The 20,428-nt window shown below is 62.9% G+C and carries 18 protein-coding genes and 1 pseudogene; 6 read left to right on the top strand and 13 right to left on the bottom strand.

Annotated elements, in window-relative coordinates; all coding sequences use genetic code 11:
* Positions 1-9: 9 nt before the first annotated feature.
* The 4 genes from QCE73_RS34865 to QCE73_RS34850 all read right to left on the bottom strand — a co-directional run bounded on the left by QCE73_RS34865 (position 10) and on the right by QCE73_RS34850 (position 5,650).
* Complete coding sequence (locus QCE73_RS34865; protein ID WP_309885464.1) at positions 10-1,179, bottom strand: efflux RND transporter periplasmic adaptor subunit; 1,170 nt, start codon at positions 1,177-1,179, stop codon at positions 10-12.
* An 11-nt stretch (positions 1,180-1,190) separates the two neighbouring features.
* Positions 1,191-4,379, bottom strand: a complete 3,189-nt coding sequence (locus QCE73_RS34860; RefSeq protein WP_309885463.1) for an efflux RND transporter permease subunit — start codon at positions 4,377-4,379, stop codon at positions 1,191-1,193.
* 179 nt (positions 4,380-4,558) lie between these two features.
* Positions 4,559-4,687, bottom strand: coding sequence for a hypothetical protein (locus QCE73_RS34855; RefSeq protein WP_309885462.1), 129 nt, complete (start codon positions 4,685-4,687; stop codon positions 4,559-4,561).
* 138 nt (positions 4,688-4,825) lie between these two features.
* On the bottom strand, positions 4,826-5,650 hold the full coding sequence (locus QCE73_RS34850) for an undecaprenyl-diphosphate phosphatase (protein ID WP_035508021.1): 825 nt from the start codon (positions 5,648-5,650) through the stop codon (positions 4,826-4,828).
* A 326-nt stretch (positions 5,651-5,976) separates the two neighbouring features.
* On the opposite strand from QCE73_RS34850, the gene QCE73_RS34845 reads away from it, so the two are divergent.
* A complete protein-coding gene (locus QCE73_RS34845) occupies positions 5,977-8,199 on the top strand; it encodes a TonB-dependent siderophore receptor (protein WP_309885461.1) in 2,223 nt (740 codons plus the stop codon).
* 17 nt (positions 8,200-8,216) lie between these two features.
* Here QCE73_RS34845 and QCE73_RS34840 read toward each other — a convergent pair whose 3' ends face one another.
* The 4 genes and pseudogenes from QCE73_RS34840 to QCE73_RS34825 form a co-directional block, all read right to left on the bottom strand.
* Complete coding sequence (locus tag QCE73_RS34840) at positions 8,217-9,065, bottom strand: ABC transporter permease subunit (RefSeq protein WP_309885678.1); 849 nt, start codon at positions 9,063-9,065, stop codon at positions 8,217-8,219.
* A 23-nt stretch (positions 9,066-9,088) separates the two neighbouring features.
* Positions 9,089-9,868 (bottom strand): ATP-binding cassette domain-containing protein, encoded by a 780-nt coding sequence (locus QCE73_RS34835; protein ID WP_309885460.1) that lies wholly within the window; start codon positions 9,866-9,868, stop codon positions 9,089-9,091.
* A 191-nt stretch (positions 9,869-10,059) separates the two neighbouring features.
* A complete protein-coding gene (locus QCE73_RS34830; protein ID WP_309885459.1) occupies positions 10,060-11,235 on the bottom strand; it encodes an acyl-CoA dehydrogenase family protein in 1,176 nt (391 codons plus the stop codon).
* 37 nt (positions 11,236-11,272) lie between these two features.
* A pseudogene (locus QCE73_RS34825) lies at positions 11,273-11,453 on the bottom strand (hypothetical protein); the annotation flags it as partial.
* Between the two features lie 193 nt (positions 11,454-11,646).
* Here QCE73_RS34825 and QCE73_RS34820 point away from each other — a divergent pair.
* Positions 11,647-12,405, top strand: coding sequence for a glutathione S-transferase (locus QCE73_RS34820; protein WP_309885458.1), 759 nt, complete (start codon positions 11,647-11,649; stop codon positions 12,403-12,405).
* A gap of 9 nt (positions 12,406-12,414) precedes the next feature.
* On the opposite strand, the gene QCE73_RS34815 is transcribed toward QCE73_RS34820, so the two are convergent.
* Entirely contained in the window at positions 12,415-13,785 is a 1,371-nt protein-coding gene (locus tag QCE73_RS34815) for an NAD(P)-binding protein (protein ID WP_309885457.1), read from the bottom strand.
* 117 nt (positions 13,786-13,902) lie between these two features.
* Between QCE73_RS34815 and QCE73_RS34810 the strand changes: the two genes are divergently transcribed.
* Both QCE73_RS34810 and QCE73_RS34805 read left to right on the top strand, forming a co-directional pair.
* The gene (locus QCE73_RS34810) at positions 13,903-15,453 is read left to right on the top strand and encodes an alpha/beta fold hydrolase (RefSeq protein WP_309885456.1); all 1,551 of its coding nucleotides are present in this window, start codon (positions 13,903-13,905) and stop codon (positions 15,451-15,453) included.
* A gap of 28 nt (positions 15,454-15,481) precedes the next feature.
* Positions 15,482-15,973, top strand: a complete 492-nt coding sequence (locus QCE73_RS34805) for an NAD(P)H-dependent oxidoreductase (RefSeq protein ID WP_309885455.1) — start codon at positions 15,482-15,484, stop codon at positions 15,971-15,973.
* 51 nt (positions 15,974-16,024) lie between these two features.
* Here QCE73_RS34805 and QCE73_RS34800 read toward each other — a convergent pair whose 3' ends face one another.
* On the bottom strand, positions 16,025-16,447 hold the full coding sequence (locus tag QCE73_RS34800; RefSeq protein WP_309885454.1) for an ACT domain-containing protein: 423 nt from the start codon (positions 16,445-16,447) through the stop codon (positions 16,025-16,027).
* A 280-nt stretch (positions 16,448-16,727) separates the two neighbouring features.
* Between QCE73_RS34800 and QCE73_RS34795 the strand changes: the two genes are divergently transcribed.
* Entirely contained in the window at positions 16,728-17,165 is a 438-nt protein-coding gene (locus QCE73_RS34795; RefSeq protein WP_309885453.1) for a hypothetical protein, read from the top strand.
* Between the two features lie 5 nt (positions 17,166-17,170).
* On the opposite strand, the gene QCE73_RS34790 is transcribed toward QCE73_RS34795, so the two are convergent.
* Positions 17,171-17,638, bottom strand: a complete 468-nt coding sequence (locus QCE73_RS34790; RefSeq protein ID WP_309885452.1) for a nuclear transport factor 2 family protein — start codon at positions 17,636-17,638, stop codon at positions 17,171-17,173.
* A 104-nt stretch (positions 17,639-17,742) separates the two neighbouring features.
* Entirely contained in the window at positions 17,743-18,366 is a 624-nt protein-coding gene (locus QCE73_RS34785) for a glutathione S-transferase (RefSeq protein WP_309885451.1), read from the bottom strand.
* A gap of 382 nt (positions 18,367-18,748) precedes the next feature.
* Here QCE73_RS34785 and QCE73_RS34780 point away from each other — a divergent pair, with 382 nt between their 5' ends.
* Positions 18,749-19,480, top strand: a complete 732-nt coding sequence (locus QCE73_RS34780) for a GGDEF domain-containing protein (RefSeq protein WP_309885450.1) — start codon at positions 18,749-18,751, stop codon at positions 19,478-19,480.
* 23 nt (positions 19,481-19,503) lie between these two features.
* On the opposite strand, the gene QCE73_RS34775 is transcribed toward QCE73_RS34780, so the two are convergent.
* Entirely contained in the window at positions 19,504-20,418 is a 915-nt protein-coding gene (locus QCE73_RS34775; protein WP_404989854.1) for a DUF2950 domain-containing protein, read from the bottom strand.
* Between the last annotated feature and the right edge of the window lie 10 nt (positions 20,419-20,428).

Below are 20,428 nucleotides of genomic sequence, written 5' to 3'. Positions count from 1 at the left end.
CGTCCTCCTTCACGATGCGCTCGCGGACTTGGCGATCTTCACCGCTTCGCCGCTCGTGATCGCGTCGCCGGGGTTGTCGATCACTTTATCGGACGACTGCACGCCGGTCATGATCTCGACATGCGTGCCGAAATCGCGGCCGAGCGTCACGGTCTTGAGACTGATCGTGTTCGATGCATCCACGGTCGCCACCGTCACGCCGTTCGGCCGGAAGAGCAGGGCGCTCACGGGGAGATCCAGTTTCGGCGTCTGACTGACGAGTTCGAGATGCGCTTGTGCGTAAGCGCCCGGCAATAGCGCGCCATCGCCGTTCGCCACGTCCAGCTCGACGCGCAAGGTGCGGGTCACCGGGTCCATCGCGCCGGCGTTGCGCGCGACCGTCGCGGGGAAGCGTCGTCCGGGATACTGCTGCGCGGTGAGATAAGCCTGGGTCGTCGAGGTCACGTAAGGCGCATCGCCTTGCGGCACATCGATGAATACGCGCAAGGTATCGCTCTGCACCACATGGAAGAGTTCGCCCGTGGTGCCACCGAGGCCGGGCGTGCCGCCCGCCGTGACGAGCGCGCCGACATCGACACGGCGCGCGCTGACCACGCCGTCGAACGGCGCGAGCACTTTCTCGTAGGACACGAGTTCCGTGAGGCGGCGCACGTTGGCCTGCGCGGATGACAACATGGCCTGCTTCGCAAGCATGTCGCCGGATTTTGTATCGGCATCCTGTTGCGACACCGACTGCGTCTTCAGCATGTCCTGCCAGCGTGCGGCCGTGTCCCTGGCATAGACGTAGTTCGCTCGCGCGGTGGCTTCGTCGGCGCGTGCCTGCTGCAATTGCGCATCGACTTCGGGTGTTTGAATCACCGCGAGCAATTGCCCTTGCTTCACGTGCGCGCCGATGTCGGCATACCAGTGCTGAACATAGCCGCTGGTGCGCGCATACACGGACGCGTCCGAGAACGCCGACACGGCGCCCGGCAACAACAGTTCTTGCGTGGCCGGCGCCTGACGCGGCGCGATGACCGATACGTTCATCACGCTCTGGACATCGGCCTGCGCGGCCAGCGCGCTTTGTGCGTGCAGGCGCGGAATGATGCCGGCGCCGAGCAGCGCGGCGGCGATCCCGAGAAGAATTAGCGCAGGGAGAAAGCGCCGCCTGGTCGTGTGTTCGTCTTGCTGGTTCATGATGGTCGCTATTAGGCGTCGATGGAAGGTTGTGCACTCGATGCGCCCCGCGCAGCCTGCCGTCGCGCGAGCCATGCATGCACGACGCCGAACACCACGGGCACGAAAAGCAGCGTGGACACCGTGCCGAGCATCAGGCCGCCGATCACCGCGCGTCCGAGCGGCGCGTTCTGTTCGCCGCCATCGCCCAGTCCGAGGGCCATCGGCAGCATGCCGATCAGCATCGCGAGCGCGGTCATCAGCACGGGGCGAAAGCGTGAGAAGCCCGCCTCGATGGCGGCCTGCACGGGCGGCATGCCATCGCGCAACAGTTCGCGCGCGGCGTTGATCACGAGGATGCTGTTCGCCGTCGCGATGCCGATGCAGAGAATCGTCCCGGTGAGCGCCGGCACGCTCAGCGTGGTGCCGGTCGCGAAGAGCATCCACGCGATGCCCGCAAGCGAAGCAGGCAATCCGCCGATGATGATGAGCGGATCGAGCCACGACTGAAAGTTCACGACCATCAGCAGATACACGAGCGCGATCGCGAAGACAAGTCCGAAGCCGAGGCCGCTGAACGACTGCGTCATCGACTGGACCTGCCCGCGCATGACGATGGTCGAGCCGCCCGGCAGATGCGCGCGGCTCTGCGCGATCAGGCGCGACACGTCCGCGGCGACGCCGCCGAGATCGCGACCCTGCACCGACGCGTAGATATCGATGACGGGCTGCACGTTGTAATGCGACACCACCGCCTGCTGCGAGCCGCGCTGCATGCTGCCGAGCGACGCCAGAATGCTCTGCGGCGCGCTCGATGCCGCGTGCTGGCTGAGCGGCAGATTGGCGAGCGTCTGCAGCGAGTGGATATCGTACTGAGGCACCTGCGCCATGAGCGGATAACTCACGCCGTTCTTCGGATCGAGCCAGAAATTCGGCGTGGTCTGCGAACTGCCCGAGAGCGAGATCAGCATGTCCTGCGCGATCTGCTTCTGCGTGAGGCCGGCGAGCATCGCCTTGGTGCGATCGACGCGGATGTTGATCGCCGGGGCATCGTCGGGTTGCTGGATGCGCGCATCGACGAGACCGTGCACGCCGCGCATCCTGGCGAGCAGATCGTCAGCCACGGCGCGATTGGCGACCAGATTCCTGCCGACGATCTGTATGTCGATCGGCGCGGGCTGGCCGAAGTTGAGAATCTGGCTCGTGATGTCGGCGGGCAGGAACGAGAACGTGGTGCCGGGGAACGAAGCGGCCAGCACGCCGCGCAGTTTCGCGACGTACGATGCGGTCGGCGCATGACCGGGCTCGAGGGCGATCATGATGTCGGCATCCTCCGAACCGATAGGCGCCGACGACGAATACGTGAGGTTGATGCCGCTCACCGGCAGGCCGATGTTATCGAGCAGCGACGCCTCTTCGGACTTCGGTATCACGGTGCGGATTTTCGCTTCCACCTGATCGGCGAGCCGCGCGGTTTCTTCGATGCGCGTGCCGGTCGGCGCGCGCATATGCAGGCGAATCTCGCCGGTATCGATACTCGGAAAGAAATCGCGTCCCGCAAATGGAATCAGCGCCATCGAAGCGGCGCAGAAGAGCGCGAAGATCAGGATGACCGTGCGCGGCCGGCCCGTGTTGTTCGTGAGCGCGGCCTTGTATCGCAGACGCAGGCGCTCGAAGCGATGTTCGAACGCCGCTTGCCCGCGCAAGAGAAACGCAAGCCGCCCGGCCGGCGCCTGCTTCGAGCGTGCCTTGAGCAGGTACATGGCGAGCGTCGGAATCAGCGTGCGCGAGAAGAAGTACGACGCGCACATCGCGAACACGACCGCTTCGGCCATCGGCACGAAGAGATAGCGCGCCACGCCCGACAGCATGAACATCGGCGCGAACACGATGCAGATGGAAAGCGTCGAAACGAAAGTGGGCACGGCGATCTCGCCGGAGCCGTTGAGAATGGCATCCGCGAGCGGCGCGCCGTTCTCCAGATGATGCGTGATGTTTTCGATCGCGACGGTCGCATCGTCCACCAGAATGCCGACGGCGAGCGCGAGACCGCCGAGCGTCATGATGTTGATGGTCTCGCCGAGCGCGGACAGCGCCAGCAGCGAGGTAATGACCGACAGCGGAATCGTCACCGCGATGATGAGCGTCGCGCGCCAGCTGCCGAGAAAGAGCAGGATCATCATCGCGGTCAGGCACGCGGCGATGAGCGCCTCGCGCACTACGCCGAGAATCGCGGACTTGACGAACACCGACTGATCCGCGAGCGGCACGATATGCAGCGCCTTGGGCAAGCCCGCCGAGATCGTGGGCAGCATCGACTTGATCTGCTGGATGATGGTGAGCGTGGACGTGCTGCCGGTTTTTTCGACCGTCAGCAGCGCGGCGCGCTTGCCATCGCTGCGTACGATGTTGGTCTGCGGCGCATAGCCGTCGCGCACTTGCGCCACGTCGCGCAGATACACCACGCCGCCGTTCACCGCTTCGATGGGCAGGTCGTTGAGCGCCGCGACGCTCTCCGTGCTGCCGTTCATCTGGACGTTGTATTCGCGCGTGCCGATCTTCGCGGTGCCGCCCGGCAGGATCAGGTTCTGCACGTTCACCGCGTTGACGATATCGCTCGGCGACAGATTGCGCGCCTGCAGCTTGCGTGGATCGATATCGATCATGATCTGGCGAATCTTGCCGCCATAAGGCAATGGCACGGCCGCGCCCTGCACGGTGGCGAGCTGCGTGCGCACAAAGCTGTTGCCGAGGTCGTATAGCGATTGTTCCGGCAGCGTCGCACTGGTCAGGCCCAGTTGCAGGATAGGCACCGTGGACGCGTTATACGTGATGATGTTGGGCGGCAGCGTGCCGGGCGGCAGCACGCGCAGGATCGACGCCGAGCTGGATGTCGCCTGCGCCACTGCACGATTGATATCCGCGCCGGGGTGAAAGAAGATCTTGATGATCGACACGCCATTGAGCGATTGCGACTCCACGTGCTCGATATTCTCGATATCCGACGTCAGCGCGCGCTCGTAGTTGGTCGTGATGCGCCGGGCCATGTCCTCGGCTGAAAAGCCGTTGTAGGACCAGACGATGCTGACCACCGGGATATTGATGTTGGGGAAGATATCGGTCGGCGTGCGCAGGATCGTCAGCGGGCCGATCATGAACAGTAGCAGCGCCAGAACGATGAAGGTATAGGGCCGCCGAAGGGCCAGGCGAACGATCCACACGAGCAGTATCCACGGTTGTTACCCGACGCCAGAAGGCGCCGAGTCTTGTGATTGCACAACGGGATGGAGTGTGCGGGCCGCCGCCTTACCTGATACTGTCCGTTAAATGACAAGCTTGTAATCTGCGTCGACGTGTGGCGACATCGTTCGCCCGGAGCCGGGCGTGCACCGGACCGTCTTCAGGCGAAGCGTCCGTGTTGTCGCGCCGTCTCGCTAAGTTCGATCCGCTCGAAGAATCGGCCCATCGACAGGGTTAGCAATGCGCCCAGCGAGACGGCGTAGACGGAGCCAATGATCAGTGTCAGCATGAAAATATCCTCGAGAGTGATTCGATTGATTGAGGCGCTCGCGAAGCGTTCTTTTTATAAAATCGACGTCGCGCCTTCACTCAAATTGCTACCGAATCCTTAGCCGCGTCTTAGTACGAGAATATCGTCCAGGGCCCGTCAGTCGGCCCAGTTGACCCAGCCGAAGTGCGCCGTCACCAGCACCGCGACGCCGAACGCGATCCGATACCACGCGAACGGCACGAAGTCATGCGTCGCCACATAGCGCAGCAGCCAGCGCACGCACACCCATGCGCTCAGGAACGAGAAGATCAATCCGACGGCGAACAAAGGCGCGTCGGTCGCCGCGAGCAGATGACGTTCCTTGAAGAGGCTGTACGCGCCCGCGCCGATGAGTGTGGGAATCGCGAGAAAGAAGCTGAACTCGGTCGCCGCGTTGCGGCTCAGTCCGACCAGCATTCCGCCGATGATGGTCGATCCCGAACGGCTGACGCCCGGAACAAGCGCGAGACATTGCAGGAGACCGACCTTGAGCGCATCGAACGGCGACATGTCGTCGACGGTGAAGACGCGCACCGTGCTCTTGGGGCGGCGCTCGGCCCACAGGATCACCAGCGCGCCGGCGATGAAGGACGTGGCCACGACCGTCGGAGTGAAGAGATGCGCCTTGACCGCCTTGCCCACGAGAAGACCGATCACCACCGCCGGCAAAAACGCGATCAGCACGTTCAGCACGAACCGCCGGGCGCGCGCTGAATCGCCGAGTGCGGCGGCGGTGTCCACGAGACGGCGCCAGTAGAACAGGATCACGGCGAAGATGGCGCCCGTCTGGATCGCGATGTCGAATACCTTGGCCTTCTCGCTGGTGAAGTCGAGCAGCGACCCGGCCAGGATCAGATGCCCGGTCGACGAGATCGGCAGAAACTCCGTCAACCCTTCGACGATGCCCATGATCGCGGCCTTGACGAGTAACAACATATCCATGTGCGTTCCGGTATGGTTTTTTTGATTGGTATGAGCTCGCTCGGGCTCACGCGTCGAGTCAGGCGGCACTCTGCCGGGGCTTACTTAGATGTTGCTTAGTGACCTCTGTTTACTTAGCGTAATCTTTCATTTCTGCTGTTTCGCCTTATGTGGCGGGGCATTTCGGCAAAAGCACGTCCGAAGACGTTTACACCTTTGTAAATAAACATTACAATCCGTCCCGTCAGTTATTGAGGATGATTCTCATTAACTGTCTCTAACGCGATTCGTCTCGCGCCCGTCCGCTCCATGCAACGTGGGGCTTCATCCTTCTTCACACTGTCACCATGCCCGCTCTGTTAAAGACGCGGACGCGTCTGCTCGCGTCCGTCGGTGCTCTTTATTGCGCAAGTTTTCTCGCTCCGTCTCAGGCCGTCGCGCAGTCCGTGTCGGCGCCAGTCTCGAACGACGCTTCGCCCCAGTCCTTGCCCGCGGTTCAGGTGAACGCGAGCACGGTGCAATCCGACCTGCAGACGAAGGAACTGCCTTCGTACAAATTCACCGCGCCGCTGCTGGACACGCCGCGCTCGATCACGGTCATTCCCGAAGAGCTCATCAAGGAAACCAACGCGACGACCTTCGCCGATGCGCTCAAGACCGTGCCGGGCATCACGTTCCTCGGCGGCGATGCGGCAGCGAATCCGTCGGCGGACCGGCCGGTGATCCGCGGTTTCGAATCGCGCAATTCGATTTTCGTCGATGGCATTCGCGACTCGGGCGTGCAGAACCGCGAGACGTTCGACATCGAGAGCATCACGGTGATCAAGGGTCCGGACTCGGTGTATGCGGGGCGCGGCGCGGTGGGCGGCTCGATCGACATCGAAACCAAGATGCCGAAGAACGAGAACTTCATCAACGGCAGCGTGGGCATCGGAACCGATGCGTACAAGCGCCTGACGCTCGATGTGAACCAGAAGTTCGCCGGCGACAACGCATTGCGCTTCAACGCGATGGGCTTCGATGCCAATCAGGCGGGCCGCAATAACGTCTATAGCAAGCGCTGGGGCATCGCGCCGTCCGTCGCATTCGGCCTGAACAGTCCGACGACGGTCACGCTCAGCTACTACCATCTGAATAGCTACGACATGCCGGATTTCAGCGTGCCGTTCCGCTCGACGGGCGGCGCGCCGATCAACAGCGATCGCGGCCAGTTCTACGGCCTCAATAACCGGGACTATCGCTATGGGCAGACGGACACGGGCGAGGTGCGCATCGAGCATCGCTTCAACGAAAACCTGAAGCTCAGAAACACGACGATGTTCGGCCGGTCCACGCTCGATTACATCGCGACGAATCCACAGTTGACGAGCCCGACGTCGAACATTCTCAGCTTGCAGGCGAAGAGCGGCAAGTACGCGACCAACAGCATCACGAACCAGACCGAACTGACCGGCAAGGCGACACTCCTCGGCATGCAGCACACGATGACGGGCGGCGTCGAGTTCAGTCACGAGCACAGCCTCTATGAAGGCTATCTCGTCTCGGATAGCGCCGGAAACAATATCCGGACCGGCGGTCCGTGTTCGGTGGCATACAACTGCACGCCGGTCAACGCGTGGAATCCGGACAATCCGTGGCTCGGCAGCGTTCTGCTCAACGGCGACAAGGGCTTTCCCGGCGCGGCGACGCATACGCAGACCAATACCGCATCCGCGTATCTCTTCGATAGCGTGAAGATCACGGACCGATGGATCTTCAACGCGGGCGTGCGCTTCGATCGCTTCGACGTCACCTCGACTCAGGCAGGCGCGCAAGACCTCTCCAACAACTCGAATCTCTTCAGCTATCAGCTCGGCCTCGTGTACAAGCTGATGCCGACAGTGAGCCTGTACACGTCGTACGGCACGTCCGCGAATCCGCCGGGCGCGAACGCGGGTCTCGGCGGCGGCACGGATCAGCTCACGGCCACGAATCAGGATCTGTCGCCGGAACGCAGCCGCAACATCGAAGTGGGCGCCAAGTGGGACGTGCTGGATCGTCTGTCGATGAACCTCGCGCTGTTCCAGACCGACAAGACCAACGCGCGCGTAAGCGACGGCCTCGGCGGAACGATCAACGCGGGCCATCAGCGCGTGCGCGGCGTCGAAGTCGGGACCGCGGGCAACATCACGGGCAAGTGGAGCGTCTTCGGCGGCTACTCGTATCTGGATGCGATCACGATCGACGCGGGCGCGGCCAGCGCGGCATCGTCCGGTCTGCCGATGGTGATGGTGCCCAAGCACAACTTCACGCTCTGGTCGTTCTATGACGTGCTGCCGAAGCTGAAGGTCGGCGCGGGCGCGACGATCGCGAGCAAGTCCTACGCGTCGGTTTCACCGACGGTGCTCAAGTGGACGCCCGGCTACGCGCGCTTCGATGCGGTGGCGACGTATCACGTCGCGAAGACCATCGATTTGCAGTTGAACGTGAACAACATCTTCGACCGCAAGTACTTTTCGAGCGCGTACCCGATCTATGCCACCTGGGCGCCGGGACGTTCCGCGATGCTGACGCTCAACTTCTATCAGTAACGTGGGCTGCGCGCGGCTCAACGCCCCTTCCACGGCACGAGCCGCCGTTCCAGCGCGCGCATCCCGAAGTCGAAGATCCACGCGATCGCGCCGATCAGCACGATGCCCATCACCACCACGTCGGTGCGCAGAAAGCTCGATGCGTTGAGCACCATCTGCCCGAGGCCCGCGGTGGCGGCGACCATCTCGGCGGCGACGAGCGTGGTCCACCCGAAGCCCACGGCGATGCGCAGGCCCGTGAGTATCTCGGGCAACGCGGCGGGCAGCACGACGTGCCACACGACCTGCCGGAAGTTCGCGCCGAGCGACCACGCCGCGTTCACCTGCTCGGCGGTCGCGCTCTTCACGCCGGCGCGCGCGGCCATCGCGATCGGCGCGAAGCACGCGAGCCAGATCACGACGATCTTCGCGGTCTCATCGATCCCGAAGTAGATCACGACGAGCGGCAGATACGCGAGCGGCGGCAGCGGCCGATAGAACTCCAGCGGCGGATCGAGCACGCCCCGCGCGATGCGGCTCACGCCCATCAGAATGCCGACCGGCACCGCCGTGACGACCGCCAGCGCGAATGCGCCGAACACGCGGATCGCGCTCCACAAAAGATGTTCGGAGAGCGGCAGGCCGCCCTGGAGCCGCCCATGCAGTGCATCGACGAATGCCTGCCAGACGGCCTCGGGCGAGGGCAGAAAGAGCGGTGGCAGCCAGTGAAAATGCGTGGCGGCCCACCATAGCAACGCGAGCGTCGCGACGCACAGCGCGCTGGGCAGCGCGGTCGGGCCCGCGCCCGGCATGCCGCGATAGCGCGTGCGTCGTTTCGTGCGGGCGGCGCGTCGTGGAGTCTGCGGCGTCGTGGCGGAGCGCGGCAGCGGGACTTCGTGTGCGGGATGAGTCACGCCACCTCCATATCGGTGCGATGCAGGCGGCGCGTCAGCCGCTCGCGCCACTCGATGAACGCGGGCGACGACTTCACGGCGCGGGCATCGCGGTTACGGATGTAGTCGCGCGAAAAGGGCAGCTCGTGCACTTCCTCGATGCGTCCGGGGCCGGGCGTCATCAGCACGAGGCGCGTCGCCAGAAAGAGCGCTTCCTCCACGCTGTGCGTGATGAAGAACACCGTCTTGCCGGTGCGCGCCCACACGTCGAGCACGAGTTCCTGCACGTTCTCGCGCGTGAGGGCGTCGAGCGCGCCCATCGGCTCGTCCATCAACAGCACTTCGGGATCGCTCGCGAGCGCCCGTGCAATCCCGACGCGCTGCTGCATGCCGCCCGAAAGCGCGTAGACCTTCGCCTGCTCATGCTGCGCGAGGCCGACGAGCGCGAGCGTGCGGCGCGCGATCTCGCGGCGCTCGTCGCGCTTCACGCCGCGAAAGCGCAGGCCGAGCGCGACGTTGTCGATGACATTGAGCCACGGCATCAGCGCATGCTTCTGGAACACGACGCCGCGCTCGGCGCCGGGCCCGACGATCGGCTCGCCGTTGAGCGATGCGTCGCCTTCGGTCGGTTCCAGAAAGCCGGCGAGGCAATTGAGCAATGTGGTCTTGCCGCAGCCCGATGCGCCGAGCGCCACGACGAACTCGCCGCTGCCGATCTGCAAATCGACGCCCTTCAAAGCGGGCGTGCTCGCGCCTTCGTAGGTGACGCCGAGATTGCGGATGGAAAGCGACGTCATGTCGCGGCGCCGGCGATCAGCGTGCGGCGATGGATAGCAGATTTCATGGCGCGGACGAAGTGATGTAGAGAAGCCTTCGACTATAGGCACTCTGCATGCCGCCGCTACGAATCAATCATGCATAGCAAATTACGCGTCGCGTGCTTCGCATATACGGCCGGCCGCACTTCGAACCGTTCGATGCGAGACGCTCACGAATAGAACGATGGCTTCGGAATCTTTCCGTTGAGCGCCCAGTCTCCCAGCTCACGCACCTTGTAGTCGATCGGATCGTGCAGCGTATGCACACGCACGTTGCGCCAGAAGCGGTCGAGGCGCAATGCCGCCGTGGTCGAGCGCGCGCCCGTCACTTCGAACATGCGATGCGCGACCTCCAGCCCCGCGCGCGCCGCCGCCACTTTCGATGCCGCCACGGCGACCGCCACTTCGCCACGCTCGTGTTCGGTCAATGCGAGGCCGCGCTGCCACGCGCGGTCGAATGCCTGCATCGCACGCTCGACGAAGAGGCGCGCGCCTTCGAGCGCGACCCAGAAGTCGCCGTAATGCGCGAGCACGTAGGGATCGTCGGCGGGACGCTCGGCGGCCGATGCGATCCACGGCCGTGTCTGCGCGAGCGTCGCGTCGCGCGCGGCCTGCAACGCACCTTCGCCGATGCCCATATAGATGTGGCTCAGGATCGACTGCGCAAGCAGCGGCCGTAGCGTGGCGAACGGGCTGGAGAGCGGTCCGGGCTGAAGCAGCAGTTCGTCCGTGGCGATGGGCACGCGCTCGAACACCACCGTGCCGCTGTCGGTCTGACGCTGCCCCATGTTGTCCCAGTCGTCGAGCACGGTGATGCCCGCGCGATTCGTCGGCGTCACGCCGATGAGCAAACGTCCGTCGCCGTCGAAAGCGGAGGCGAGCAACTGGTCCGAATCGCGCGCGCCGGAACAGAAGCTCTTGCGGCCGTCGAAGACATAGCCGCCGGCGTCATCGGGCAGGGCGCGCGTGCTCTTGTCGAGCGGATTGAGCGCATTGCCCCAGAACCACCCTTGCTCGACGGTCTCGGCGAGCCAGCGGCGAATCTGCGTGTCGCTGCCGAACAGACGGATCGTCGCCAGTTGCAGGTGATGGAACGCAAAGAGATGCGCGAGCGAACTGTCGACCTGCGCCATGCGCCGCACGACATCGAGAGTCGTCGACCAGTGCGCGCCGTCGCCGCCGAACTCCACCGGAATCGAAAGCCTGAGCAGGCCGCTCTCGCGCAGCAGATTGCGTTCGTGGAAGGCGGTGCCGCCCGACTTGTCGCGCGCGGCGGCCGTCTTCGCCCATTCCTCTAATACCGCGTTCAACGGCTCGATCCATGCGGCGTCTTCGGTACGACTCATTGCGCTATCTCCTGATTGTCACGGTTTCCTGGCTGATTCACTGCGTCGCGTCCATTGCAGACGCGCGAGCCACATGAAGGAGTTTCGCCGATTGCGAGCCAGCGCGCTGGTTGTCGCGTCGCGTTCGCTTCGTTCCCTGCGCATACGAAGTTCTTGTAGATGCCGCGCGACTGCAATTCGGGAATGACGAGATCGATGAAATCCTCGTAGCTTTCCGGCGACGATTATCAGCAACGACCGCGCCGACGCTAAACGACGAATCGTCAGAAGCAAAGGCGAAATCGTCGTGACACGGCGGCTTCGGGCATTCGAAATATTTCTCGATTGCCTGTGGCGTGCTGTCGTCGGAAGGTTCAGACTCATTGAGTCCGTGCCAACGCGTGGACGAGAGCATCCGTCACGGAGGAAAACATGCGCAAGCTGTTCTTCACAACAGGATCGCCCTTCGCGCGTGCCGTACGCATCGTGCTCGTCGAAAAAGGACTCGACTTCGAGCGTGAGGAAACCTACACGACGCCCAGCGCCGAAGAACGCGCGAAGGTGTCGCCCACTCTGCAGGTTCCTACCCTGGTCGATGGCGAGCGGACCTTATGGGATTCCGCCGTGATCATCGACTATCTCATGTCGAGTTATGCAGGAAGTCCCGCGCCACAAGGCATGGCACCGCTTGCGGCTGATTACGTGCGCGCGACGCAAGGCTGGCACGACAAGCTCGTCCTCGCCACGTTGCAAACCTTCGGCGTTTCGACGACGACGGTGTCGCAACTGCAATGGTCCGGAGTCCCGCACGAAGAGAACGGACATGCCGCACGATGCGCCATTCGCAATCAGCATCTTCTCGATTGGTTCGAGGCGCAGCTCGTCAGCGCCGACGACGGTTTCGTGCCCGGCGTGGTTTCCGCTCAGGACATCGTGCTCGCATGTTTGTGTCACTTCATCGAACGTCGGCCACTGCGATTATCGTGGCGGTCTCCAGCTCGGCCCAAGGTCGAGTCGTTGGTGACGCGAATGGAAGGACGACCGTCTTTCCGGCAGGAGGGCGCGCTCTGGTGGGAGCCGGGCGTGACGTATGCAACCGCCGCCGAAGTGGAGTGGGCGAGCCGTAAAACCATTTACGACGGGCCCGGCTTCAGCGACTGGTCCGCACAGTCCGCAGGTTCCAGACAGTAACCTCCCACGTTATTGAGCCTCGTTCGTTCGATTGCTGGCGAGGGCATGAATGAGTGCAGGCCGCCGGTTGCCCTGCCAGACACGTCCGACGATCGCGGGACTGAACAGCGATGACGGCGGCATCATCAGGTTGACGACCTTGAGAAACGCGGTCGCCAACGTGCTGTCCCGTGTCGCGGCGAGATGAAGCTTGCCGATGTACCAGTTGATGAAGCGCATCGCCGGCGGGCGCGCGCCCTCGACGTCCGGATGGCGAAGATCGTTGCCGACCGCGATGTCCCACGGAATATCGACGATCCTTGCAGCCGCCCCGAAGAATCGACGCGCAAGGCCGGACGATCCCGTGCGCAGGCACCGATGCAGCGCCAGCGCTTCCTCTGCCGCGACCGTCATGCCCTGTCCGTAGACAGGGTTGAAGCTGCATATGGCGTCGCCGAAAACCAGGTAATTGTCGGGGAAACGCGCGAGCCTTTCGTACCGCCGGCGCAGGCTTGAGACATGGCGATAGCGCCTGAAATCGGTCAGCGGCTCCGCTCTTGCGACGACGTCATGAATCTCCATGGTCGGCAGCGTCGCCAGATACGCGAGAAAGCCTGCGTCGTTGTCCGGTGCATCGTCGCCAAGATAACCCCCGGCGCTGACGATCCACGTTTCGTTTTCCTGTGCGAGCATGACGCCGTTGCGCCAGTTCGGCGCACTACCGGCGACGACGATACCGTGCTTGCCGTCGAGATCGCTCGGCCGGCGCCGATAGGTGCGGGTCATATAGCAGATGCCGATCTCGACCTTCTCATCGTCGGGAGAAGGGTAGCCGAGCGCTTCGAGCCACACGGGACTGGATGAGCCGCGACCGGTCGCATCGACGACGAGGTCCGCTTCGATCATCTCTTCCGGCTTGCCTTCTGCACATGCGCGCACGCCCGTCACGCGCTTGCGAGCGGGGTCGGTGACAAGCGCCCGCACTGCGCAATGTTCGATGGCATGCACGTTGGGCAACCCGAGAAGCTGTCGACGCAGATGACCTTCGAGCACCGGACGGCTCGCAAGCAGACCGATCAGGTCGCTTGCGCCGTTGGCAAGCCTGACGTTGCGGCCGATCCAGATCACATCGTTGGCTACATCGCCGATCAGACCGCCGCTTTGCGCGACGACGTCATCGTTGTAACCCGGGAAGAATTCCTCGAAGATCGCACTGCCGCGTGCAAGGAGCCCGTGCGTGTGACGACCCTGCGGCACGCCCTTGCGCGCGCTGTCCGTTGCCGGAAACGCATCGCGTTCGAGCACGGTGACGCTGGTATAGAAATCCGACAGGACGCGGGCGGCCAAAAGCCCGCCTACGCCGGCGCCGATCACGATCGCATGTTCGCCCAGTTTCTTCATGGCAATCCTCCAGTTCAGTCTGTCGCGATGAGCCCGGCGGCCATCGTCTACAGGCAGATGCTAGGATTGCGTCGTCCCCTGAGCGTCCCCCGGACGCCGTCGTCGAGAGCTTCCTTTATGGCTTTGTTCAGCGTGCGAACGCTTGGATTTCCGGAGATTCGTCGGGACGGCCGGCCGTGCCAACTGGCCTTGCGCAAGGGCATGGCTCTGCTGGTCTATCTGGCTGAAGCGAAGACGTCGATCGGGCGCGACGCCTTCGCGACGATGCTGTGGCCGGAAGGCGGCGAGGAAGTCGTGCGGGCGCGGCTGCGGCGTCTGTTGCATCGTCTCCAGCTTTCGCTCGGGGAGAACGTTCTGACCATCGACCGCTTGACGGTTCGATGGTCGGAGTCGATCGACCTGCAAGTGGATTCACGGCGATTCGAAGAGGCCTGCGACCGCGGCGAATTCGAGCGGGCGTGCCGTGAGTATTCCGGCGACTTTCTCGATGGTTTTTCGCCCGGCGACTGCCCGGAGTTCGACGAGTGGGCTTTCTTTCGTCGCGAGGCATTGCGGGGCCGGGCGATCCAGGCGCTCGAGCGCGTGGTGCAGGACAGGAACGCGGCCGGTGACTATGCTGCGGCGGCCGTGCACGCCGGCCGTCTTGTCGAACTCGATCCGCTCAGCGAAGTGTGCGGCCGTCATCTGATCCGCAACCTTCTGCTTGCCGGCGACAGGGCCACGGCCCAGCGGCACTTCGAGGCCCTGACGCGTCGCCTTCGCGACGAGCTTCGCGTGACGCCCGAAGCCGAGACGCGCGCGCTGCTGAGCGACAGCGCGACGTTGACCATCGACGATCCGCCGTCCACGCGCTACGTCGGCGGCGGCGGTGTCCATCTCGCGTTCCAGACCTACGGCGTCGGCGGGATCGATGTTCTTCTTCTGCCCGGTTTCGTCTCTCACGTCGAGCGGGTGTGGGAGGAGCCGCGTTGCCGGGCGTTCCTGTCCGCCCTCGCCAGAATGGGCCGTCTCATCCTGCTCGATCGTCGCGGTGTCGGGCTCTCGGATCGTGTCGGGTTCAATCCCGGCGTCGACGCAACCGCGCAGGACATCGGCACGGTGCTCGACGCCGCCCGCAGCCGTCGGGTCGTTCTGTTCGGCGCGTCGGAGGGCGGACCGGCGTGCATCAGGTTTGCCGTCGATCACCCCGATCGCGTCGCCGGCCTCATTCTGTTCGGCTCCCTGGCGAAAGGGACCGCGACGCATGACTATCCCCACGCGCTGCTGGCAGCTCAGTATGACGAGTGGCTGCGGCAACTCATTGCAAGCTGGGGCGGGCCTGCGGGTATCGAGACATTCGCGCCGAGCCTCTCCGGCGATCCTCAGGCCAGAGCCTGGTGGGCTGGGATGCTTCGGGCCGCGTCGAGCCCGGGAGCCATCAAGGGCGTGCTGGAGGCGTTGCGCGATATGGATGTGCGGCATCTGCTGGGCCGGATTGCCGTCCCGACGCTGGTGCTGCACCGTCGCGACGACCGCGCCGTTCGCATCGGCGCGGGCCGCCATCTCGCCAGCCATATCGCGCATGCGCGATTCGTCGAACTCGACGGCGCGGATCACTGGGTTTTCGCCGGAGATCAACGACCTGTCCTGGACAACGTCAGACGTTTCGTCGAGAGTCTTGCGGCATAAATGCGAACGGAGGGCGGACCAACCCGTTATGAAGACATTGTTGATCGTCTATCACACGATGACCGGCGGCACGCAACAAATGGCCGAGGCGGCCGCTGCCGCTGCGCGAGAACAATCCGATGTCTCGGTCAATTTGAAGCAGGCGGTCGAAACATGCCCGGAAGACGTTCTTTCGGCCGATGGTTACCTGTTCGCAACGCCGGAAAATCTCGCGACGATGTCGGGTCTGATGAAGGACTTCTTCGATCGCTGCTACTACCCGGCGCTCGATCGCCTGAACGGCCGTCCTTATGCGGCGATGATCTGCGCGGGTAGCGATGGACAAGGCGCGTTGCGACAGATCGAACGTATCGCTCTGGGATGGCGTCTCAACGCGGTGGCGCCGGGAATCATCGTCTGTACGCATGCGCAGACACCAGAGCGCATTCTGGCGCGCAAGGTCATCGGTAGCGCTGATCTTGCGCGCTGCGCGGAGCTTGGCGCGGGATTGGCGGCCGGTCTTTCGCTCGGCGTGTTCTAGCGTCGCATCGACTTTGAAGGCGCGACAATCCGGCGGTTCGATATGAGCGGTTCACGCCCTCTGCAAGATGTCCATTGCCGTTTCGGTATCCTCCAAGGAATCGACCGCGATATAGGCGATGAACTGTGAGCCAAGCACCGCGGCGGACACACCGCGAAGGTTGACGCCCCCATCGGCGAGTATTTGAGTGACTCGCGCGACGATTCCCAGTTGATCCATACCCATCACACGGACGGAGTGAAGGCTCGGAGTCACGCTGAATCCCGCCTGCGTAGCGGCACGGATCTCGCTTTCTCCCTGCAATGGTGCGACGAATACGACGCCCTTGCCCGATGCTTCAGGCGTGCGCCGTGCGACGACGAACTGCAGATCGACGCCAGCATCGCGCAATGCATTTAACACCTGTGCAAGGCCGCCCGGTTTGTCATCGATGGTGGCGGCCCAGACATCGACACGTTCGACGTGCAGTTCCATGGCAATTTCTCCCGACAATCGCATTGCAAATCAAAATCTAGTTCATCGAGCGCGTGCGAACAAGAAGGCGAGTTAAGCGACGCGCGAAGACTGGCGGTTGCGCACTGGGAGCCTGCGGCCTGTTGTGCGGTGTCGTCGTCTGTGGAATAAGCAAAAACTTATAGGTCGGCGATAAATACTAAATAGTGTAAATATTTTTGGGACCTTATATTTTTTGTCGACGTCAAACGAGCCGGCCCACGGCGACGTGCACGCATTCAACGATTCTGAGAGGCAAGCAATGGCAATCGACGCGATCGTAGCGAACATGGACCCCGTATGGACCAGCACTGTCGAAGACACGAAGCCGGCAGTGAGATACGAGCAGAGCGCCGCGCTCAAGCGCTTCCTGCAAAGCGTGCGTGACGACGGCTATCCGTTGCTGCTCATGAGCGAACTCAACGCGGAGACGCTGAACGACGCCATCAGCGAGACTCTCGGCGACGACGGCATCACGTACTTCTCATCGATCCTGTCATCGAGCGCATGCATCTCGCGCTATGAGGTGGCGCTTCATACGCTCGCGACGCCCGCGCACCGCGTGGTCGCGGTGGGTGTCGATGAACGTGAAATGGAAGAGGCGCGTAACTCGGGCATCACGCAGTGTGTGCCTTTGAGCGATGCATTGCGCCGCGGCGACGCGCGGTTTGGTCCGTCCGATCGCAACGAATCGGTGTAAAGCGCTCAGTCTTTTTCCGGGTAAGCAATGTAACGGATGATCTTCCAGCTACCGTCAGGCTGGCGGCCGAATACATCGAGGCCCGTCTCATCGTTGGACTCTTGCTTGCCGTTCTTGGTAACGATCGATCTCCATGTCAGGCGCACGATCGCGAGGTCGCCGGAGACGATGATCTCCTTGATCGTGAGGTCGTAACGAAGCGTTTGCGCAGGGTCGGCCAGCGCGTGGTGCAGACGGGCACATAGCATCGGGTAGGTCCGCTCGGGCGCGTCATAGAAATCGTAACGAAGATCGGGTGCGAAGAGGTCGCAGATATGCGCGGCACGCCGTGCGTTGAAATCTGCGCGCCACTGTGTCAGAGCGGAGCGGATGATGCTCGCGGGATCGTCGTTGACTGCCGCTGCGTTCAGCGCGCAAGAGAGTGCGGTCAGGACAACGCCGACCGTGGCGATGCGAAGTACCCGTCGAGTCATTTCCGGCTCCTCTTGTATGCGTGCGCGGGATCGTTAGGATTCCGCATGTAGTCGCAGGACACGGCGCTACTGTCGATGCAGAAACATGAAGTCCAGTTCGCTTGTCAAGGCACGCCGTTTCTGCAGTATCGAGCGAAGCCGGGCCGGTCGGAAAGACGTTCCAGATAGGCGGATACGGCGGGCAACGCCGGACGGTCGAACGGCGTTTCAAGCCAGCGATTCACGGAAAGCGCAATCGGAATATCGGCGAGGGAGAATCGCTCTCCTGCTACGAACGCTTCAGTTGCAGACAACTGTCCGTTCAGTATCGCCATGTTTCTGTTCCATGCAGCGATCGATTGGGCGGTTTCTTCCGCCGCGCGGTGTGTCGGCGACTGCCGAACCAGCGCAAGGAACGCATAGCTCCACGAGCGGTTCAAGTCTGTTGCTTGCCAGTCCATCCACTGGTCGACACGGGCGCGCATCTTCGGCTCCGCCGGATACAGGTGCAGACCGTCGTAGCGTGACGCAAGGTAACGGATGATGGCGTTCGACTCCCACAGAATGAAGTCATCGTCCTTCAGCACGGGCACCTGGCCGTTCGGATTCAACGCAAGAAAATCGGGCGTCAGCGTAGAGCGGAAGCCGCTGCCCCAATCCTCTTTCTCGAAAGGCAGACGCAACTCGGTGCAGGTCCATAGCACCTTGCGCACATTGATCGACGAAGCCTTACCCAGGATTTTGAGCATGGAGCGTCCTGAAAGCGGAGGGTTCGCGTCACTGTAGACCGCGTTTCGATGCGAGCGCAATGCACAGTTTTGCGCGATACCGCCGCTTCAGTCCGACCCGTGGGCGACCTGATGTAGTTCTCTAGTAAGGCCTGTTTTACGCATTCTTGCGGCGACTTGTCGCGGATTCGGGCCAACGGACCCACTATCATTTGCTTGATCAGGCAATCATTGCAGGGGCCAGAAATCCCCGATGCTGGATGACGGTCCCGGTACCCATCAGGGCCCGGCTCTTGATGAGATTCCATTCATGGCAAACCTTTGTCCTCGCGGCTCGCCGCACAGAAGTCATACAGGCGTCAGCACGCACTTCGTTTTGAGCCGGACTGCGCAGATTCTCGGCATGCACCCGATGATTATCGGGGTTCTCGGCACCGGCCTCGCACTCGGCCTCGTGAGCCTGATGCTCGATGCGGTACAACTGAGTCTCGGCGATGCAACGGTACTCGTGCTCGCCGTGGCGCTTGGTACTGTGGCTGTTTCCGCCTCCTGGCTCCTTGCGTTCATGCTTCGAGAGCAGGTCAGCAAGGAGACAAAGCTCAGGCGCTTATCGACGACCGATCCGCTTACCGGGCTTGCCAATCGCCGCAGCCTCGAATTGCATCTGGCTCAGGAGTGGTGCAAGGCGCGGGAACGCGGCTCGCCTCTTTCTGTTCTGTTCATCGACATCGACCACTTCAAGCGATTCAACGACACCCTCGGACACGCTGCCGGCGACGAGGTGCTCATCGCGGTTGCGCACTGTGTCCAGCGGGTGGCTCGCCGGTCCGTCGACTTTGTGAGCCGATACGGCGGTGAAGAGTTCGTGGTGGTCCTGCCCAAGGTGACGGCCGAAGCAGCAACAGTGATGGCCGATGCAATCAGAACCGAGGTGCAGCGCATGAAGCTTCCGCGCCTCACGGGCAAGGATCAATGCATCACGGTATCCATCGGTGCTGCGACATGCGATCCGGACGAGGACTTCGCGCCGACCCGCCTGGTCGAAGCGGCCGACGCGCAGATGTACGCCGCCAAGTTGGCTGGCCGCAATCGCGTATGCGCTATTGCATTGAGCAAGGCCGCTGTCACGACTTGAGCGTTGCTGTAGAAGGCAGCGTTTCAGGGCGACTCCTTTTCCCACCCAGGGCCGGGATCGAACGACTTCATCGCCTGCGCCTTTTTCGCACCGTCCGGGCCAAGATCGCGTTCATAGACCTGTCCGTCGTGACTGACCATAAAGCTCTTGATGCCCGTTTCCCCATAATGGGCGGGCCATGCGATCACGGCAAAGCCGCCGAACAGACGGCCGTTGACCATGTAGTCGTATGCGCCGCCCGGCGCGTGGGACCCTTGGGCGCGTAGCAGCTTGTAGTGGTAGCCGTAGTAGCCACTCGCCGATCTCGCGCGAGCACCAGCCGTCATGAAGGCCGGACCAAGGGGGCTCGGTTCTTCATCGGCGCTGGTAGGCCAATACAGCCCGTCATGCTTGCCGTCGCTGCTGGCGAACTTGTCCGCATAGACATAGACCTTGTTGCCGTCGTGATACTTCGATGCATAGTCACGCTGGGCATCGTAGATGGCGAGCATCGTCTGGATCACGGCAAGCTCGTTGCGTCCGATCTGCCGAAGACGCATCTCGTCGGCGCCTGCGCGCATGTCGAATTCCCAGCCTCGCTGCGTTTTCACGAGCGGAATGGGCAGCGTCCAGCCATCGTTGCCGACGACGATCCGGGCGTGGTCGCTGTCCGTCGTCTTGATCGCGTGGGAAGCCTGCCACGCGGTCAGGAACTTGCTCCGGAGCTCTGCGCCGACCGAAGGAATCACGTCGCGAAAGTCGGCGCCCAAAAGAGCCTTGAGTTCGCCTTCGTCGTTGTCGGCGATCGCGGTTCCGAATGCGTTCATCGCCGCATCGGGCGTCTGGAAGAACTTCTGCGCGCTCATCGCCGGAACCGGGATGACGGCGAGCGCGAACGCGACGATCATCGTGCTTCCGGCCACGGCGAGGAGCGCGCCAATCTCGGATAGTCTTTTCATGATCGCTCTC

Origin of the sequence: Caballeronia sp. LZ029 (assembly GCF_031451275.1) — a bacterium.
GTDB lineage: Bacteria > Pseudomonadota > Gammaproteobacteria > Burkholderiales > Burkholderiaceae > Caballeronia > Caballeronia jiangsuensis.
This window is presented reverse-complemented; position numbering and strand designations above follow the sequence as displayed.

Bases quoted from the DNA above. Each gene is read 5' to 3' on its own strand.
- QCE73_RS34845 (WP_309885461.1), top strand. From the start codon at position 5,977: ATGCCCGCTCTGTTAAAGACGCGGACGCGTCTGCTCGCGTCCGTCGGT.
- QCE73_RS34830 (WP_309885459.1), bottom strand. From the start codon at position 11,235: ATGAGTCGTACCGAAGACGCCGCATGGATCGAGCCGTTGAACGCGGTA.
- QCE73_RS34800 (WP_309885454.1), bottom strand. From the start codon at position 16,447: ATGGAACTGCACGTCGAACGTGTCGATGTCTGGGCCGCCACCATCGAT.
- QCE73_RS34775 (WP_404989854.1), bottom strand. From the start codon at position 20,418: ATGAAAAGACTATCCGAGATTGGCGCGCTCCTCGCCGTGGCCGGAAGC.
- QCE73_RS34855 (WP_309885462.1), bottom strand. From the start codon at position 4,687: ATGCTGACACTGATCATTGGCTCCGTCTACGCCGTCTCGCTGGGCGCA.
- QCE73_RS34820 (WP_309885458.1), top strand. From the start codon at position 11,647: ATGCGCAAGCTGTTCTTCACAACAGGATCGCCCTTCGCGCGTGCCGTA.
- QCE73_RS34850 (WP_035508021.1), bottom strand. From the start codon at position 5,650: ATGGATATGTTGTTACTCGTCAAGGCCGCGATCATGGGCATCGTCGAA.
- QCE73_RS34795 (WP_309885453.1), top strand. From the start codon at position 16,728: ATGGCAATCGACGCGATCGTAGCGAACATGGACCCCGTATGGACCAGC.
- QCE73_RS34790 (WP_309885452.1), bottom strand. From the start codon at position 17,638: ATGACTCGACGGGTACTTCGCATCGCCACGGTCGGCGTTGTCCTGACC.
- QCE73_RS34865 (WP_309885464.1), bottom strand. From the start codon at position 1,179: ATGAACCAGCAAGACGAACACACGACCAGGCGGCGCTTTCTCCCTGCG.
- QCE73_RS34810 (WP_309885456.1), top strand. From the start codon at position 13,903: ATGGCTTTGTTCAGCGTGCGAACGCTTGGATTTCCGGAGATTCGTCGG.
- QCE73_RS34805 (WP_309885455.1), top strand. From the start codon at position 15,482: ATGAAGACATTGTTGATCGTCTATCACACGATGACCGGCGGCACGCAA.
- QCE73_RS34815 (WP_309885457.1), bottom strand. From the start codon at position 13,785: ATGAAGAAACTGGGCGAACATGCGATCGTGATCGGCGCCGGCGTAGGC.
- QCE73_RS34835 (WP_309885460.1), bottom strand. From the start codon at position 9,868: ATGACGTCGCTTTCCATCCGCAATCTCGGCGTCACCTACGAAGGCGCG.
- QCE73_RS34785 (WP_309885451.1), bottom strand. From the start codon at position 18,366: ATGCTCAAAATCCTGGGTAAGGCTTCGTCGATCAATGTGCGCAAGGTG.
- QCE73_RS34780 (WP_309885450.1), top strand. From the start codon at position 18,749: ATGCACCCGATGATTATCGGGGTTCTCGGCACCGGCCTCGCACTCGGC.